The 16,191-nt window shown below is 57.3% G+C and carries 13 protein-coding genes and 2 pseudogenes; 9 read left to right on the forward strand and 6 right to left on the reverse strand.

The window, feature by feature from the left end; genetic code table 11:
- Positions 1-3 precede the first annotated feature (3 nt).
- Complete coding sequence (locus tag PSH57_RS10675; RefSeq protein ID WP_305389406.1) at positions 4-1,146, reverse strand: efflux RND transporter periplasmic adaptor subunit; 1,143 nt, start codon at positions 1,144-1,146, stop codon at positions 4-6.
- 266 nt (positions 1,147-1,412) lie between these two features.
- Between PSH57_RS10675 and PSH57_RS10680 the strand changes: the two genes are divergently transcribed.
- Together PSH57_RS10680 and PSH57_RS10685 are read left to right on the forward strand one after the other, a co-directional pair.
- Positions 1,413-2,045 carry a TetR family transcriptional regulator gene (locus PSH57_RS10680; RefSeq protein WP_305389407.1) on the forward strand — a complete coding sequence of 211 codons (633 nt, stop codon included), beginning with the start codon at positions 1,413-1,415 and terminating at the stop codon, positions 2,043-2,045.
- A gap of 917 nt (positions 2,046-2,962) precedes the next feature.
- Positions 2,963-3,247, forward strand: coding sequence for a hypothetical protein (locus PSH57_RS10685; protein ID WP_305389409.1), 285 nt, complete (start codon positions 2,963-2,965; stop codon positions 3,245-3,247).
- Here PSH57_RS10685 and PSH57_RS10690 read toward each other — a convergent pair.
- From PSH57_RS10690 to PSH57_RS10705, 5 genes and pseudogenes are all read right to left on the reverse strand, one after another.
- Positions 3,244-3,645, reverse strand: coding sequence for a lipocalin family protein (locus PSH57_RS10690; protein WP_305389411.1), 402 nt, complete (start codon positions 3,643-3,645; stop codon positions 3,244-3,246). The genes PSH57_RS10685 and PSH57_RS10690 overlap by 4 nt on opposite strands.
- A gap of 96 nt (positions 3,646-3,741) precedes the next feature.
- Positions 3,742-3,825: pseudogene (locus PSH57_RS29255) on the reverse strand (hypothetical protein); the annotation flags it as partial.
- Entirely contained in the window at positions 3,822-4,274 is a 453-nt protein-coding gene (locus tag PSH57_RS10695) for a hypothetical protein (protein ID WP_305389413.1), read from the reverse strand. The gene PSH57_RS10695 and the pseudogene PSH57_RS29255, both read right to left, overlap by 4 nt.
- A 7-nt stretch (positions 4,275-4,281) precedes the next feature.
- Positions 4,282-4,926, reverse strand: a complete 645-nt coding sequence (locus PSH57_RS10700) for a TetR/AcrR family transcriptional regulator (RefSeq protein ID WP_305416548.1) — start codon at positions 4,924-4,926, stop codon at positions 4,282-4,284.
- A gap of 158 nt (positions 4,927-5,084) precedes the next feature.
- The gene (locus PSH57_RS10705) at positions 5,085-6,242 is read right to left on the reverse strand and encodes an alpha/beta hydrolase family protein (protein WP_305389416.1); all 1,158 of its coding nucleotides are present in this window, start codon (positions 6,240-6,242) and stop codon (positions 5,085-5,087) included.
- A 428-nt stretch (positions 6,243-6,670) separates the two neighbouring features.
- Here PSH57_RS10705 and PSH57_RS10710 point away from each other — a divergent pair, with 428 nt between their 5' ends.
- The 7 genes and pseudogenes from PSH57_RS10710 (at position 6,671) to PSH57_RS10740 (ending at position 16,102) form a co-directional block, all read left to right on the forward strand.
- On the forward strand, positions 6,671-7,624 hold the full coding sequence (locus tag PSH57_RS10710; protein WP_305389417.1) for a VOC family protein: 954 nt from the start codon (positions 6,671-6,673) through the stop codon (positions 7,622-7,624).
- The gene (locus PSH57_RS10715; RefSeq protein ID WP_305389418.1) at positions 7,624-7,971 is read left to right on the forward strand and encodes a Rieske (2Fe-2S) protein; all 348 of its coding nucleotides are present in this window, start codon (positions 7,624-7,626) and stop codon (positions 7,969-7,971) included. The genes PSH57_RS10710 and PSH57_RS10715 overlap by 1 nt, the downstream gene beginning before the upstream one ends.
- A gap of 214 nt (positions 7,972-8,185) precedes the next feature.
- Positions 8,186-9,856 (forward strand): DUF1302 domain-containing protein, encoded by a 1,671-nt coding sequence (locus tag PSH57_RS10720; RefSeq protein ID WP_340368594.1) that lies wholly within the window; start codon positions 8,186-8,188, stop codon positions 9,854-9,856.
- Between the two features lie 14 nt (positions 9,857-9,870).
- Positions 9,871-11,243, forward strand: a pseudogene (locus PSH57_RS10725) (DUF1329 domain-containing protein).
- Positions 11,244-11,295: 52 nt separating this feature from the next.
- Positions 11,296-12,429, forward strand: coding sequence for a WD40/YVTN/BNR-like repeat-containing protein (locus PSH57_RS10730; protein WP_305389421.1), 1,134 nt, complete (start codon positions 11,296-11,298; stop codon positions 12,427-12,429).
- A 9-nt stretch (positions 12,430-12,438) separates the two neighbouring features.
- Positions 12,439-14,925 carry an efflux RND transporter permease subunit gene (locus tag PSH57_RS10735; RefSeq protein WP_305390348.1) on the forward strand — a complete coding sequence of 829 codons (2,487 nt, stop codon included), beginning with the start codon at positions 12,439-12,441 and terminating at the stop codon, positions 14,923-14,925.
- The gene (locus tag PSH57_RS10740) at positions 14,915-16,102 is read left to right on the forward strand and encodes an MFS transporter (RefSeq protein ID WP_305416550.1); all 1,188 of its coding nucleotides are present in this window, start codon (positions 14,915-14,917) and stop codon (positions 16,100-16,102) included. The genes PSH57_RS10735 and PSH57_RS10740 overlap by 11 nt, the downstream gene beginning before the upstream one ends.
- The last annotated feature ends 89 nt before the right edge of the window (positions 16,103-16,191 follow it).

Consider the following 16,191-nt stretch of genomic DNA (forward strand, 5'->3'; position numbering starts at 1 on the left):
GAGTTATTCCCCTTTTCCGGCAGCAGCAGAGGCAGCAGTACTATCGGGCTTGGCGTTGTTAGCCTCCTTGATCTTGACCTCGACGCCCGGCCTGACGTACTGCAGGCCTTCGGTGATCACACGGTCACCGGCGTTCAAACCCTTTTCCACCAGCCAGTAGGCGCCGGTGGTACGGTTGGCTACCAGTTCACGCTGCTCGACCTTGTTGTCGGCATTCACGATTAGCGCCGTAGGGGTGCCCTTGAGGTCGCGGGTCACACCTTGCTGCGGGGCCAGAATAGCCTTGCTGTTCACACCGGCTTGCAGTTGAGCATGTACGAACATGCCTGGTAGCAGGGTATGGTCAGGGTTGGGGAAGACGGCGCGCAGCGTCACGGAGCCGGTCGTCTGGTCGACTGACACTTCGGAGAACTCCAGCTTGCCGTCCTGGCCGTAATCGCTGCCATCTTCCAAGGTCAGCTTGACCTTGGCGGCATTGGCGCCGGCCTTTTCCAGTTGGCCGCTTTCCAGGTCGCGGCGCAGTTTCAACATATCAGCCGAGGACTGGGTGACGTCGACGTAGATCGGGTCCAGTTGCTGAATGACGGCCATGGCATCGGTCTGGCCGTTACTGACCAGCGCCCCTTCAGTCACCGAAGAACGGCCGATACGCCCGGAGATCGGCGCGAACACTTTGGTGTAACGCACATCGATCTGGGCGGTTTGAACGTTTGCTTCCGCAGTCATGCGGTTGGCGACAGCCGTGTCGTATTCCTGGCGACTGACGGCTTGCTCATCGACTAACTGTTTGTAGCGGTCAGTGATGGACTTGGTCTGGGTCAGGCTGGCCAGTGCGCTTTTTAGGGTGGCTTCATACACTGACGGATCGATCTGGTAGAGCTGTTGCCCTTCCTTCACATTGGCGCCTTCCTTGAACAGGCGCTTGAGAATGATGCCGTTAACCTGAGGGCGAACTTCCGCGATGCGGTAGGCGGTGGTACGGCCTGGCAGCTCGGATGTCAGGGTATAGGCTTGCGGTTGAATAGTGACTACGCCGACCTGAGGGGGGGGAGGGGGCATAGCCGCTTCTTCTTTTTGGCATCCGCTAAGCAGCGATGCCAGGGCGACGGCGGTGGCCAAAGCGGTAACAGCTGGCTTGATTTGCATGACGATCCTCGGGTCAGGCGCGCAGTGCACCCTATGAAGAGTGGAAGGAAAAAGCAGGAGAGAACTAGATAAGTAGCTTGCTACGTAATATACTTACGTTTGTGGTTGTTTGTAAACTCTTGACAGAATCCGTAGAATGTTGACAAAGCTCCTCTGGGTCTTCCTGTCTGCTGGGCGCCTTCGAGGCGTCCAATAGTTTCGATGGCCGTTATCGCTTGTTAAGCCGCGTACCGATCATCCCAAGCGTTTTGATAGAGGTTTATTGAATGGTTCGTCGCACCAAAGAAGAAGCTCTGGAAACCCGCAGCCGGATTCTCGAAGCTGCCGAACGAGCCTTTTACGAGCGGGGCGTCTCGCGCACAACATTGTCGGATATCGCCGCGCTGGCTGGAGTGACGCGCGGTGCCATTTACTGGCATTTCAGCAATAAGGCCGATCTCATGCAGGCGATGCTCGACACCACGCATGAGTCCCTGGAAGAATTGGCTAATGCTAGTGAGAGCGAGGATGAGCTTGACCCGTTGGGTTGCCTGCGTAAGCTACTGATTCATCTATTCCAGCAAGTCGTCCTAGATCCGAAGACTCAGCGTATTAATGAAATTCTATTTCATAAGTGCGAACTCACTGATGAAATGTGTGACCTGCGCGGTCAGCGGCAGACTGCCAGCCTAGAATGCAACTCGCGCATCGGATTAACCCTGCGTAACGCAGTCCACCGTAAGCAACTTCCCGAAGATCTTAACATTGTGCGTGCAGCGATATGCTTGCATGCTTATGTCGACGGGATACTCGGGCAATGGCTGTTGATACCTGACAGTTTTCAGTTGCATCAGGATGCTGAGCGCTGGGTGGATATCAGCTTGGACATGCTGCGCTTGAGTCCTAGTCTGCGAAACTGAGGCAAAAATTTTCAATTGACAATGGTGAAGACAGAGGCGGCTATTGTCTCGGTACATTTATGATGGTATATGGGTAGCTATATATGTGGACTTGGCTGCGGATTTATAGTTCGTCTAACTAAAGCGCTTTTAATGAGCTTCGAGCTATAGCCTGTGATTTTGGTAGGCGTCATAACTTCGAGCGAGCACTACGGTGCTTCCTCTGTAGGTTTTTTAGGGTGTAATTAAGTGTGCTCCTTTCCTTATGTCCGCGGGCAGCCGAACAGGTCAAAAAGGCATTTTGGTGCGCAAGTATTGATGCGCGATAATGGGTTGATAGCTTTTAGTTATGGTGCAGAAGGAGGCTGCTTGGTGAGATTTTATAAGCGTCGCTGGCAGCTTTGAGTTGTGATAGTGTTCGTGGCTAGGGCTCGGAGTGCATGGGGAAGCGTTTTAATAATCAATTAAGCATCACATCGGTGCGCAGTTGTTAGGACAAGCGAAGTGGTTAAGAATGTTAGAATTATTAGCTCAAAGAGTCGCCTTTTCCCCAGTGGCCTCCTTCGTTCATGTCCCGTGCTCAGGTTTTGCATTTGATTGCTGATCGTCCCATGCTCCGCGTGGGAACGCATCTCGCGACACTCTGCAGACGAGCTTCTGATTTCCTGCTCCAACATACACTCGCCAATCACTAAAGCTTCGACGCCTTTGGATGTTCCCGCGCATCGATAGGGCGGCCTCAACAAGTTTGAATACTCCGTTCCTGCCTACTGGGTTGCGCATGGCTATGCGGTAATAGAGCCCGACCCGAGGGTGTTTTCGTGTCCAGGGGCGACATCCATTCGTGGGGAGGGCTAGGGCTCGACGAGTACTACGTGATCAAGTGGGACAGGCAGCAGTCCTGATGCAGCGGCAAGGTCGGACTGACCGGTACGTTGATGATTGCGATCACGCAATGGTTCGTAGTAGCGCTGCGTCCACCGCACCTTGCCGCAATCGCGTTCGGCGAAGGTGGCGCCGACCTGGACGCCATAGGTGCCCGTGTATTCGTCGCGTCCTTGATCAATGTGATCTACATTTGTGGTACGTTCCTCGGATGGCAAGGCACCTGGTCGCGTGACAGATGGCTGCGCGTCTACGACGCGCACGATTGGAACGAAGATTTCAACCCTGCCAATACCGATGATCTCCTGGGCTGCTTCGATCATGTGTTGAAAGTTTAGGACAACGGCTGGCGCGCCACGCCACCCGTGCGGATCACCGTGCTCGGTTCCTCTGTCACCCGATATCGTGAACCGGCCAGAGGCGCTGTTCCCGCTCCAGCGCCTTCGTACTTGTTGAGGGCCGGGACCTTGGCGATAAATTCCTGCTCTCGCGGTGAAGGCACCACTTCCAGTTCCGCATCCATGGCCGGAATCCGAACCGTCCAGCGCGTGGGATAACGGGCGCCGCTCTTCTCGCTATGCCATACGTCGCGGGCACCCAGGCCGGGTTCGGCCGCGGCGACGGTTTGCGTCCCGTCGGCATGGAGAATGGTCGCCCACGCCCGTTCCTTACCGCCGAGCTTGGCGGCAGCGGACCAGAGGCTGACGGCATCGCCATTGTCCAGGTTGATGTCCATCCAGTTCCATTTGAACGCGGCATCGACGCCGGAGCCGCCGTCCTGGTTCTGCCATTGGCGATCGAACCAAGTGGTCCCTTCGACCTGGTACGTCTTGCCTTCGATCGTGATCGTACCGCGCGATGCGATGCGAGGCGGGGAACGGAATATTGATGGACCACCATGCCCACCAGCGGCTATACGCCGGTGCCGCCGTTCAGGATGACCGGACTCGTTGCGTGGTCCTGGATTTCCATCGCGCCCTTGCCTTCGGCGAGTGTGGCGCTGATGCGCAGGTCGTCCAGGGTGTCCCACATGCGCCCGTTCGGCATTTGGATGTCGAATCCGGTGTCGGCGATGACCACCTGGTCGAGTGGAACTACTACGTCCTCGGCACGATACCAGCCGGTTGTCTCGTTGGTGACCGAAACGCAGGCCTGGATGGCGGAGCCTCCGCCCGGCTGGGGGAAGATCATGATGTGATAAAGAAAATTGAGGACTTTCCCATCGGCCTCGAAATGACCAATGGCGAACCAGGAATCGGAGTCGAAGTCCTTGTGCAAGGCGAGATCGACCACGGGATCGACGAAGGCGCCGACGCCCTTGGGAATGGAGAGAGCGGAAGCGCCGGTTTCACTGACAGTGTGCATGTTCAACTCAGTCTTTTTTCAGCGTGGGGAGTGCGATGCCATTGAGCTGCCCCAGCTCGGCCTTGATGCCGGATGGCGCAGCGGCCTGCAAGGCAGGCAGCATGACCGCGTCGATAAGGTCGACAATCAAGTGTTGGTCTTGCGACGATTCATGGAACCGCGCGGCCTGGACGGCGAGCGCGCCAGGCAGTCTGGCGATTACCTCCGGTATGGCTTTGTCTGCTAATTCCTCACGTTGCACCGCGCGTCGTAGAATGGCGAGCCATTGGCATGTTCCAATGCGGTGGATGATATCGGCAAGCAATTCGATAGGCTCGGTATCAATCCGAGCCTGAAAGGTCAGACTCGCCAAGATGCACGTGCGGCGGGGCGACAGCTCGTTGAAAATCGACTGCGACCACCGTATCAGATCGGCCCGCAGGCTGCCTTGGTCCGTATCGGTGTTCGCAACCGTCGCCAGATCGTGCTCAAGCGCGGCGAGCAATAGCTCCTTCTTGTTGGGAAAACGACGGTAAATAGCGGGAGGCGTCGTCTTGCCGCGGCGAGCGATGTCTGCGATCGAGACCGCTTCGAACCCGACAGCAGACAGTGCATCCACCGCCGCCCCCTCATTTTGAATTCGATTAGGCTTAAGCAGTCGTTTGGATGTCATTGATCGCCTATGCTTTGAATTGGTTCATCTATTAAGGGCAAGGTACGAGTGCAATTTGGGCTGGGAGTCGCTGAGCACCTGCGTCTAATGCTCAATGCCAGGGGCGACACTGGCCCGGTTCGATGACAGTTACAAGCAGACCCCTGCCATGGGCAGAATCAAGCCGTACGTCCTCCCAGTGTTTGCGCAACCCAGTCGGCGATGTAATGCCCAGCGTTGATGCTATTGTCGAAGCTAGAGTGCTGCACGCCACCTTCGCGTTCGGTGAAGATTTTCAACTCGCATTTGGGGCTGTTGACCAATTGCTCGAAAGTCCTGTGAGCCCACTTTTGCGGAATCTGCGAGTCCTTTTCGCCATGGGTCACGAGGAACGGGACTTTGATACGCTCGAGGATGCCGTCCAGATGAACCTGTTCGGCCAGGCGCATGAAATCATCGATGTCCTTGGCACCCCAGACCCAGCAAACATGTGACCAGTAATGCGGGACCGGGAAGCTGCCTTCTTTTTCCAGGCGATGCTTTTGCACATCCCGCCAATCATGATTGGCGCCCCAGACCACGCCGCAGGCAAAGCGCGGCTCGAAGGCGACCGCGCGGGGGCAGTAGTAGCCGCCCAGGGATACCCCTTCCAGGCCGATGCGCTCAGGGTCCACGTCGCTTCGGGTCTCCAGCCAGTCCACCACTACGCTGGCCCAGTGCTCACTGTCAAAGCGTGCGGTCAGTCCATGCAGACGCAGGGCTTCACCGCTGCCAGGCTGGTCGATGATCAGCGAGGACACGCCGCGCCTGGCCAGCCACATCGGTAGACCCACCCGGTATTTCATCTCCTTGGTGGAGTCCAGTCCGTTGACCTGGACCAGCAGCGGTGCCGGGCCCTCGATACCTTCGGCGCGTACATACAAACCACTGATGACCTTACCGGCATAAGGTATTTCTACGCGCTGGCAGTTTTCCCGAGACAGCTCGACGCCGCGAGCAAATATCTGCAGGAAGCGTTGGTAAAGTGCCGCGCGCCCGAGAGCACCGTGGGCCTGCAAGCGCTCGCAGGTCAGGTAGTAAGTGGCGGCGCGGTTATATTTTTCCCCTGCTGACAACATCCTGCCCGCCACCTCGTCCTCTTCGGCCAGGGCGCAGAGCTTGTCCGCCATCTTGACCCAGGTTTCACGAAACGCCTGGGTGCCGCTGGCATCCGGCTGCCTGGCGGCGTCTTGCAACGGGGCACACATTTCTTCGATTTCACCCATTCTGGCGCCCATCTCGATGGCCAGGTCGACCGACAGGTTCCAGACGTAGTTGGTGGGGAAATAACGAAACATGGTTCTCTTCCTTTGATTTTTATAGGCAGAAGGGTCGATGCCCGGAACCTTAAGCAGCGCCCGGGCATTTAACCAATCGTTAGTGGGGATGAGAGGTATTGCGCCGAGCGATAGACCGGGTAGGGAAGGTCATGTTTCTCAGGAAACCTGGCAGCGTCCGTCGCGATTACCCGGCAGGTCAACCAAGCTGCCGAATGCCTGCACCTGGGCCAGTTGAGGGACTGCCCGGAATATTGATTGCACGAATCAGGTATCGCATTTGCCAATACGTCGCATCCTGACATGCGATTAGTCAGCGCCCTTGCTCCGCGGCAACCTTTGCACTCAGTCGGTCCTTGACCGCCTGAACCATCCACCGGACTCGCGAGCCCAGACATCTGAGTAAGTCTCAGCGGGCTCCTATAACAATTTCAATGGAGCGGTACGGCATGAACATCATTGGCCTTGACGCGCTGATTTTTGGCGTCGATGACATCCCGGCGTGTCGCGCCTTTTTGTGTGACTACGGCCTCACCCCTGTCGGAGTCGATGACGACGGCGGGCGTTTTGAAGCGTTGGACGGTACGGCAATCATTATTCGCCACGCTGATGACCCGGCGCTGCCCCCGGCCATTGGTCCGGCGCCATCGATACGTGAAACCGTCTATGGCGTGACCAGTGCGGCTGACCTCGATGCAATTGGTCTAGAGCTGTCACGGGACCGGACAGTGACCTGGGATGCCAAAGGGGCTGTGCACAGCGTTGATGACTCGGGCTTCGCCATCGCTTTTCAGGTCACTGTGCGGCGCGACTTCAGTGCAGCGGCCGACCTTACCAACTCACCGGGTAGCGAGTCGCAGCGTCCGGTCAACCAGGTGGGCATCTCTCCCGACATGCCGGCCGTACCACGTACTTTGTCCCACGTTGTGTACTTCGTACCTGACGCGGTCAAGGCCGAGGCGTTCTATGCCGAACGTTTGGGTTTCAGAACCACGGATCGTTTTGTCGGAGTCGGCCCGTTCATGCGACCGGCCGGTTCGGATGACCATCATTGCCTGTTCATGATTCAAACCCCGCCGCACATGCAGGGCTGCGAACACTTCACCTTTCACTTGGGCAGTGGGACCGAAGTCTTGCTGGCGGGCAGGCGATTCGAGCAAAACGGCTGGACCAGTTTCTGGGGGCCAGGCCGTCATCTGTTTGGTTCGAACTGGTTCTGGTATTTCAACAGCCCGCTGGGTTGTCACATCGAGTACGACGCAGACATGGACCGACACGACGATGCCTGGTCCTCGCGACAGGCACCGTTGTCGGCGGACAACTCCCAGTTGTTCCTGTTTACCTCCCGTGAGAAGTGGGCACCTACCGGTAGTCCTCCAGAAAAGCGTGGTGAACCTGGGTGATGGGTGCGGTTTTCCTATGCCGCATTGATGGGCTGATTGAGGGTCAGGCATTGGGTTTTGACCCCTTGGAGCAGGGACGTGACAGCGTATTCGCGTTGCGCCACCAAGGTCGAGTCCGGGTGTACCTCAACAGTTGTCCCCACCTTCAGGTGCCCTTGCAGTACCGAAAGGACCGGTACCTGAGTGCCAATGGGGAGCGAATTATCTGTTATGCCCACGGTGCGCAATTTTTGCCGGATACCGGCGAGTGTGTTCATGGACCTTGCCTGGGACAAGCCTTGCAGTCGCTTGAGTTCAGTCAGGAAGCAGGGTGGCTGGTGTTGCCAATCGAGCAGTTGATGCAGTGACCCAGGTATCGCGTTTGGCGATGGATCGCATCCTTGTATGCGATTAGTCAAATTGGAGTTTTGGCGAGAAGCTATTTCAACCCGATACATCCAGCGGTTGTATGCAGGCTCTCTAGTTTCACCGCTTTATCGTTGGTGATTCAACACGCTGTCAGCCTTGCTAAGTAGCAGCGTGATGAAACTAAAAAAATAAAAACAACAGAGAGGTTTCTACATGGTACGTATTGATACCGCCGTTTTTCGCGGCGAATGTCCCCCCTTTGCCCTGAGTTTGGCGGCGCTGATGCTTGGCATGGTCGGTTCCACTGCCCATGGGTTTGAACTTGACTCCGGTAATCCCGATCTTCGCATGCGTTGGGACAATACGCTGAAGTACAGCGCCGGTTGGCGGGTGGAGAGCCAGTCCGACAAACTTACTCAAGGGCAGACCTCCCTGAATTTGGATGACGGTGATCGTAATTTCGACAAGGGCCTGATTTCCAATCGCCTTGATCTGCTATCTGAGTTCGACATTTCTTATAAGAACGTCGGCGCTCGGGTGAGTGGTGCTGCCTGGTATGACGATGTCTATAACAAGAAAACTGACAATAACGCTTCGGATCGCATTAATAGTTTCTCAGGCGATCACTTTCCCAGCGATACCCGCAAGTTACATGGCCGTAAAGTTGAGTTACTGGATGCGTTCATCTACGGCAAAGGTGAAGTAGGGGGTAACGCGATTTCCGGTCGAGTGGGTCAGTACGCCATGCAATGGGGTGAAAGCCTGTTCTTTGGGATGAACGGTATTGCCGGCGGTATGGCGCCTATCGACGTGGTCAAAAGTTTGTCTGTGCCAAATACCCAATTCAAAGAGTTAATCCGTCCGGTCAAACAAATATCTACGCAATTGGAGCTGACGCCTGAAGTATCGGTAGGCGCCTACTATCAGTTTGAGTGGGAGGCTAACCGACTCCCGGCCTCCGGTAGTTATTTCTCGACCAATGATTTTTTTGCCGATGGCAGCGAGAGGCTGTTTGTGGGGGCGCCTGTGATTCCCGGAGGTGAGCCGTTGGCCTTCTATCACGGCAAGGACAAAGACGCGAAAGACTCAGGGCAGGGCGGTTTGCAATTGCGCATTCGCGGCGAGACTGTGGACTGGGGTCTATATGCGATCCGTTTCCATGACAAATCACCGCAGCTCAACGTGCGTCCGGACTTTGCCAACCTCAATCCCCAGACGGGCCAGGCGGGCCAATTCTATTGGCTCTATCCCGAGGGGATTGAAGCCGTTGGCGGCAGTTTTTCCCTTACCCAAGGCAACTACAATTTCGCCGGCGAGGTATCGACTCGCTGGCATCAGCCCCTGGCATCGTCCAATCAGCGCACGCTGCTGGCGGGTGAAGCCTTGGACAATGACAACGATCCTCTCTACGCCACCGGCCATACGTTGCATGCCAACCTGTCCTGGCTGGCGAGTCTGGAGCCTTCGTTCGTCGCCCAGGAAGCCAGCTTCATGGGTGAGTTTGCCTGGAACCGCACGCTCAGCATCACCCGTAGCCCAGAGGCCCTGGAGCCCAATGCCGACCGCGACGCCTGGAGCATGCGTACGGTCTATGAACCGACCTATCGCCAAGCGTTCCCGGGGCTGGATATCAGTATTCCGGTAGGGGCCAGCTACACCCATGGCAATTCGTCAGCGCTGGGCAGCGGCTTTGGGGTCAACCACGGTGGCGATCTCAACATCGGGATCAAAGGTAACTACCTCAACAGCTGGAATGTCGGCCTGACCTACACACATTTCTACGGGCCGGAGAATACCTTTCTCGACGCAAACAGCCACACCACCTATGGCCAGGCGATGAAGGACCGTGACTTCGTTTCTTTCTCCGTCAGCCGTACTTTTTGAGTCAGGGGCAACATATGAATTCTTATAAGCGCGTTGCTACTTTGTTTACCTTCCTGGTTTCTTCATTGCTGATCGCCCAAGGTGCCCTTGGGGCCGTATCGGCTGAGGAGGCGGCCAGGCTAAAGACCTCGCTGACGCCTCTGGGCGCTGAGCGCGCCGGTAACGCCAGTGGGACGATTCCTGCCTGGGACGGTGGCTATACCAAGGTCGACCCAAACTACAAGGATGGCGGTGCGGTAAACGAAGTGATCCGTTCGCCAACGAAAAGCCGCTGTATACCATCACGGCGCAAAATATGGGGCAGTACAGCGATCAACTGTCCGAAGGCGTCAAAGCGATGCTCAAGAAGTATCCGGACACCTATCACCTGGACGTCTACCCGACCCACCGCACCGCTGCCGCGCCGCAGATTGTGTACGACACGACCTTCAAGAATGCGACCCAAAGCAAGCTGGTCGACAGCGAGGGTGGACCTAAGCCCCAGAATGCGGAAGGTGGTATTCCATTCCCGATTCCGCAGAGCGGCGCCGAAGCCATCTGGAACCATCTGACTCGCTGGCGAGCGGCGTCCTGGCACGCCAGTTTCTTTCAATACCTAATCACCTCTGACGGTAAACCGGTGCTGACCAACGATTCGCGGGCCGCCTATCAAATGCCCTGGTATCTGCCCAAGGGCGCCAACGACAGCGGCGTCTTCTGGACTACGCGGATGATCAACGATGGGCCACCATTGCGCGCCGGTGAAGGGATCGTCGGGCGTGAGAATGTCAGTGCCGACAAAACCGTTGTGTGGACTTACCTGCCAGGACAGCGTCGAGTTCGCCGCCTACCCAATGGTTGCTGCGATACACCGACACCGGCCAGCGCCGGGGTCATGAGCTTCGATGAACTTTATGTGTTCAGCGGACGAATTGATCGTTTCGACTGGAAGCTGGTGGGTAAGAAGGAGCTGTACATCCCGTACAACTCAAACAAGGTCTTTACCGCCAATGCACCCACCGATCTGCTCGGTCAGCATCACCTCAATCCTGATTCAATCCGTTGGGAGCTGCACCGTGTTTGGGTAGTGGAAGCCTCTCTTGTCGACGGTAAACGCCATGTGCTGCCCAAGAGCACCTATTACCTCGATGAAGACACCTGGAGTGCCGTACTGGCCGAGCGTTATGACGCCCAGAACCAACTGGTGAAAATGCTTTGGACGACGCCCGTCGTACTGCCTGACCTGCCAGGGGTCGTGACCGTTAACAACGGTTTCTATGACCTGCTGTCCGGGGCTTGGTTTGCTGGCGACATCTTTGCCGGCAAGAGCGAGCAGTACCGGATTATGCCGACTTATAAGGACTCTGCTTTTACCGGCGATGCGCTGGCCAGTGAAGGTGTTCGCTGATGACAGGCGTTACGCCCGTGCACGCGGGCGTATCCAATCGAGGAGAGGACTGATGATCCATTGCTTTAACAGCAAGGCTTTGCTTACGAGCGGGCTGCTTTGTGGGTTGCTGGCTTTGGCACTGGTGCCGGACATAAGCGCGGCTGAGCTACCCGATGTGCTGGCGCAACCCAGCGTCATCACACCCCAGGCTGGTCATGCCGTGCTGTTGGACATCACCCGGGCTGGCAAGCGGATGGTCGCGGTGGGGGAGCGCGGCGTCGTGCTGTTGTCCGATGACAACGGCATCAACTGGCGCCAGGTGCAGGTACCCGTCAGTACGACGCTGACGGCGGTGCAATTCGTCGATCTCCAAAACGGCTGGGCGGTGGGGCATTCAGGTGTGGTACTGCACACCCTGGATGCCGGACAGAGCTGGACCTTGCAGCTTGATGGCCGGCGCGCGGCCTTGCTGGAAATGGAGGCGGCGCAAAAAGCCGTTGAGATGCCTGGCGCCACCGACCAGATGCAACGGCGACTCCTGGCGGCCAGGCAGTTGGTCGCCGATGGGGCGGATAAACCCTTTCTCGCCTTGAGCTTCAGTGATGCTCGCCATGGCATCGTCGTCGGTGCCTATGGACTGGCGATGCGCACCGAAGACGGTGGCAAAAGTTGGCATTCCTGGATGGGGCATATTCCCAATCCCCAGAGCTTGCACCTGTATGCGTTGGCGGGTTCAGGGCAGGCGTTTTATATCGCCGGCGAACAGGGATTGTTGCTGCGCTCGCTGGACTCCGGCAGGCATTTCGAACGGCTGGACGGCCCTTACGACGGCACTTATTTCAGCCTCGCCATTCAGGACGATGGTGCACTGCTGATGGGTGGTCTGCGCGGCAAAGCCTTTCGCTCACGCGATCACGGCGACACCTTCGAGGCGTTGACCAATCCGGTCCCGGTATCGCTGGGGTCGGCAACCCGTGTCGGTCAGCAGACGCTGTGGGTGAATCAGGCGGGCAGTGTCCTACGTGGTGCCGACGACAGCCTGGTGCTGCAGCACCTGTCCATGCCCGAAGGATTGCACTGGGTTGACGTGGCGAGTGCTCCTGACGGCTCGTTGGTCGGAGTCGGGTTTACCGGCTCCTCGCGAGCCTCGATGCCCGAGGTGAATGCTCTGTCCACCATTCCCGCCCAAGCGGCCCTGGAGTAGTACATGAACATGACAACTCCTTGCACGACTGAACCTGTTCTCAGAAGCCTGGCTGATTTCGATCGCAATTCCGGTTCGCTGCTTGAACGGGCGTTATTCAATCATCGGTATTGGGTCCTGCTGATTTGCCTGCTGATCACCGCGCTGCTCGGTTGGCAGGTGACTCATCTGCGACTCAACGCCAGTTTTGAAAACATGATCCCCAATGATCATCCGTACATCGTCAACTATCTGGAAAACCGCAAACAACTGTCCGGGCTGGGCAATGCCGTGCGAATCGCCGTCGAGAACAAGTCCGGCTCGATCTACGATGCGTATTACCTGGAGCAACTGCAAAAACTCAATGACCAGGTGTATCTGCTGCCAGGTGTTGATCGCGCCTATATGAAGTCCTTGTGGACACCGGCCACCCGCTGGGTGGGGGTGACCGAAGATGGGCTGGAAGGCGGGCCGGTCATTCCGGATAGCTACAACGGTGATGTCGCCAGTCTTACGGCGCTCAAGCGCAATGTTGAACGTTCCAATGAGATCGGTCAGCTCGTCGCTTTCGACCAGCGTTCAAGTATTCTTTATGTGCCCCTGCTTACCACCACCGCCGATGGTCAACCTCTGGACTACACAGAATTTTCCCGGCAGTTGGAGAGTCTTCGTCAGCAATACCAGAGCGAAAGCATCGGCATTCACATCACCGGTTTCGCCAAGGTGGTCGGTGATCTGATCGATGGGCTCAGGCAGATCCTGCTGTTTTTTGCGGCGGCATTGATTATCACCACTGCGGTGCTCTATTGGTTCACCCGCTGTCTGCGCAGCACATTGCTGGTGGTCAGTTGTTCGCTGGTCGCGGTGATCTGGCAATTGGGTCTGTTGCCGATGCTCGGCTATCAGCTCGATCCGTATTCGGTGCTGGTGCCGTTTCTGGTGTTCGCCATTGGCATGAGCCACGGCGCGCAGAAGATGAATGGGATCATGCAGGACATTGGTCGGGGCGTTCATAAGCAGGTCGCTGCGCGCTATACCTTCCGCCGCTTGTTCCTCGCCGGCCTGACGGCACTGCTTTGCGACGCGGTGGGCTTTGGCGTGCTGATGATCATCAAGATCCAGGTGATTCAGAACCTGGCGGTGATCGCCAGTATTGGCGTGGCGGTGTTGATTTTCACCAACCTGATCCTGCTGCCGATCCTGCTGTCGTTCCTCGGCGTGAGCAAGAGCGCGGCCTTGCGCAGCCTTAAAAGCGAGCAAGTGGCCGAAGCCGGTGGCAAAAAACACTCTGTGTGGCTTTTCCTCGATCTGTTTACCCAACGCAAGTGGGCCACCGTGGGGGTTGTGGTTGCGGGAATGTTGGCGATCGGTGGTTACCTGGCCAGCATGCACCTCAAGATCGGCGATCTGGATGCTGGTGCCCCTGAGCTGCGCGCTGACTCGCGTTACAACAAAGACAATGGGTTCATGACCGGTCACTACGGTGCCAGCAGCGACGTGTTCGCGATCATGGTCAAGACTCCGGTCGGCGCCTGCTCCCATTACGACACCTTGCGGCGGGTAGATAACCTGGACTGGCAACTGCGTGGCCTGCAAGGCGTCGACACGACCAACTCGCTGGCCTTGCTCAATCGTCGGGTGCTGGTTGGTCTGAGTGAGGGCAGCCCCAAGTGGTATGAACTGCTGAACAATCAGGCGACCCTGAACATGGTCACCGCCGGGGCACCACGAGGGCTTTATAACGAGGATTGCAGCCTGCTGACCTTGTACGGCTATCTCTCCGATCACAAGGCCGACACGCTGAGTCGGGTCGTCGATACCGTGCAAGCTTTCGCCCGGGATAACAACAGCGATCAGGCGCAGTTCCTGCTTGCGGCGGGTAACGCCGGAATCGAAGCGGCGACCAATATTGTCGTCAAGCAAGCCAGTCACGAGATGCTTTGGTGGGTCTATGGCGCGGTCATCCTGTTGTGCCTGGTGACCTTCCACTCGTGGCGCGCGGTGCTCTGTGCGGTATTACCACTGGTGCTCACCTCAATCCTTTGCGAAGCGTTGATGGTGGCGCTGGGTATCGGCGTCAAGGTCGCCACCTTGCCGGTGATCGCGCTGGGCGTGGGTATTGGCGTCGATTACGCACTGTATGTGATGAGCATCGTGCTGGCCCGTCTGCGTCAGGGAGAAAGTCTGTCCCAGGCCTACTACCACGCCCTGTTGTTCACCGGGAAAGTCGTGATGTTGACCGGCATGACCCTGGCCATCGGGGTCGGTACCTGGGTGTTGTCCCCCATCAAGTTTCAGGCCGACATGGGCATTCTTCTGGCGTTCATGTTCGTCTGGAATATGGCTGGGGCGCTGATCCTGCTGCCGGCACTGGCCTACTTCCTGTTGCCTGTGAGTCGCCGTGAGGGGGCAGGGCAGATCGCGGGCAAATCAACTGACATCGACACAACTCCTTCCACTGCTGCACCGCGGCGCGAGATCTATAAAAAATTCCCGGAGATGGTCAATGAGCACTGAACGCAAGGCAAGCTTTGTGCAATCGTTGTTGTTGCTGCTGGGAAGTTGTCTGCCGGTATTGGGCGCGGTACTGCTGGCCCCTGTGCTGCCAGGCATGCATGCACATTTTGCCGATACACCAGGTGCCAGTGTGCTGGTGCCCATCGCATTGACCCTGCCGGCGCTCATGATCGCGCTGCTGGCGCCCTTTGCCGGGATCATTGCCGACCGCATGGGTCGCAAGCCGCTGCTGATTGGCGCCATGCTGCTCTATAGCGTGTGTGGGTTGTTGCCAATCTGGCTTGAGTCATTACCCGCCATTGTCGTGAGTCGGGCGGGGATAGGCCTTGCCGAAGCGGCGATCATGACTTGTTGCACCACCTTGATGGGCGACTATTACAGCGGTGCCCGTCGCGCGCGCTTGTTTGCCTTGCAGATGGTTGCCACGTCGTTATCGGCGACGCTGTTCATTACCCTGGGTGGTGTGTTGGGTGAGAGTGGTTGGCGAACGCCCTTTACCCTGTATGCCATCGGGTTTGTGTTGCTGCCGTTGATGGCTCGATGGTTGTGGGAGCCGAAGGGGAACCACGCAACCGTCGACAGTTTGAAGTCGCGCTCCAGTCAGATGCCATGGCGTACCTTGACACCGGCTTATCTGCTGGCCGTCATGGCGGGTGTGAGCCTGTACGTGGTGCCGGTACAAACCAGCCATCTGCTGAATTTGTTGCACATCCAATCGCCTCAACAAATCGGCATGACCATGGGCGCCAACCAGCTCGGAATACTGGTGGGGTCCCTGGGTTTTCCGTTACTGGCTCGTTGGCGTGCGCAGTACCTGTTGACCCTGGCCTTCATCCTGACCGGTACCGGTGGCTGGTTGATGGCTGTCGCCTCCAGTCATGGGGTATTGGCCGCTGCGGTGACGATCAATGGTCTGGGCATCGGTTTGATGATGCCAACCCTGCTCACCTGGATCATGGCCCAGGTCGATTTCAGCCAGCGTGGTTATGCCGCGGGTGGTTTTACTTCAGCGTTTTTCGCCGGTGAGTTTGCCAGCCCGTTGGTGGTAATGGCCATTGTCGGTGGGGCCAGGGTCGAGTTACCGACTGCGCTTTTGGTCTTGGCCGCCATACAGCTATTGATCGCTTTGGCGTGCTTCGCCGCGGCGCTTAAACCGCGCCGAGTCCTGGCGACTTGAGACATTCATTCGGTTTGAACCTGGAGTGGCCTTTGACGCCGCTCCAGGCGGCAGAGCCTCTTTGCGGAAAAATCTGACGATTGATGGCA

The organism is Pseudomonas hefeiensis (assembly GCF_030687835.1).
GTDB classification, from domain to species: domain Bacteria; phylum Pseudomonadota; class Gammaproteobacteria; order Pseudomonadales; family Pseudomonadaceae; genus Aquipseudomonas; species Aquipseudomonas hefeiensis.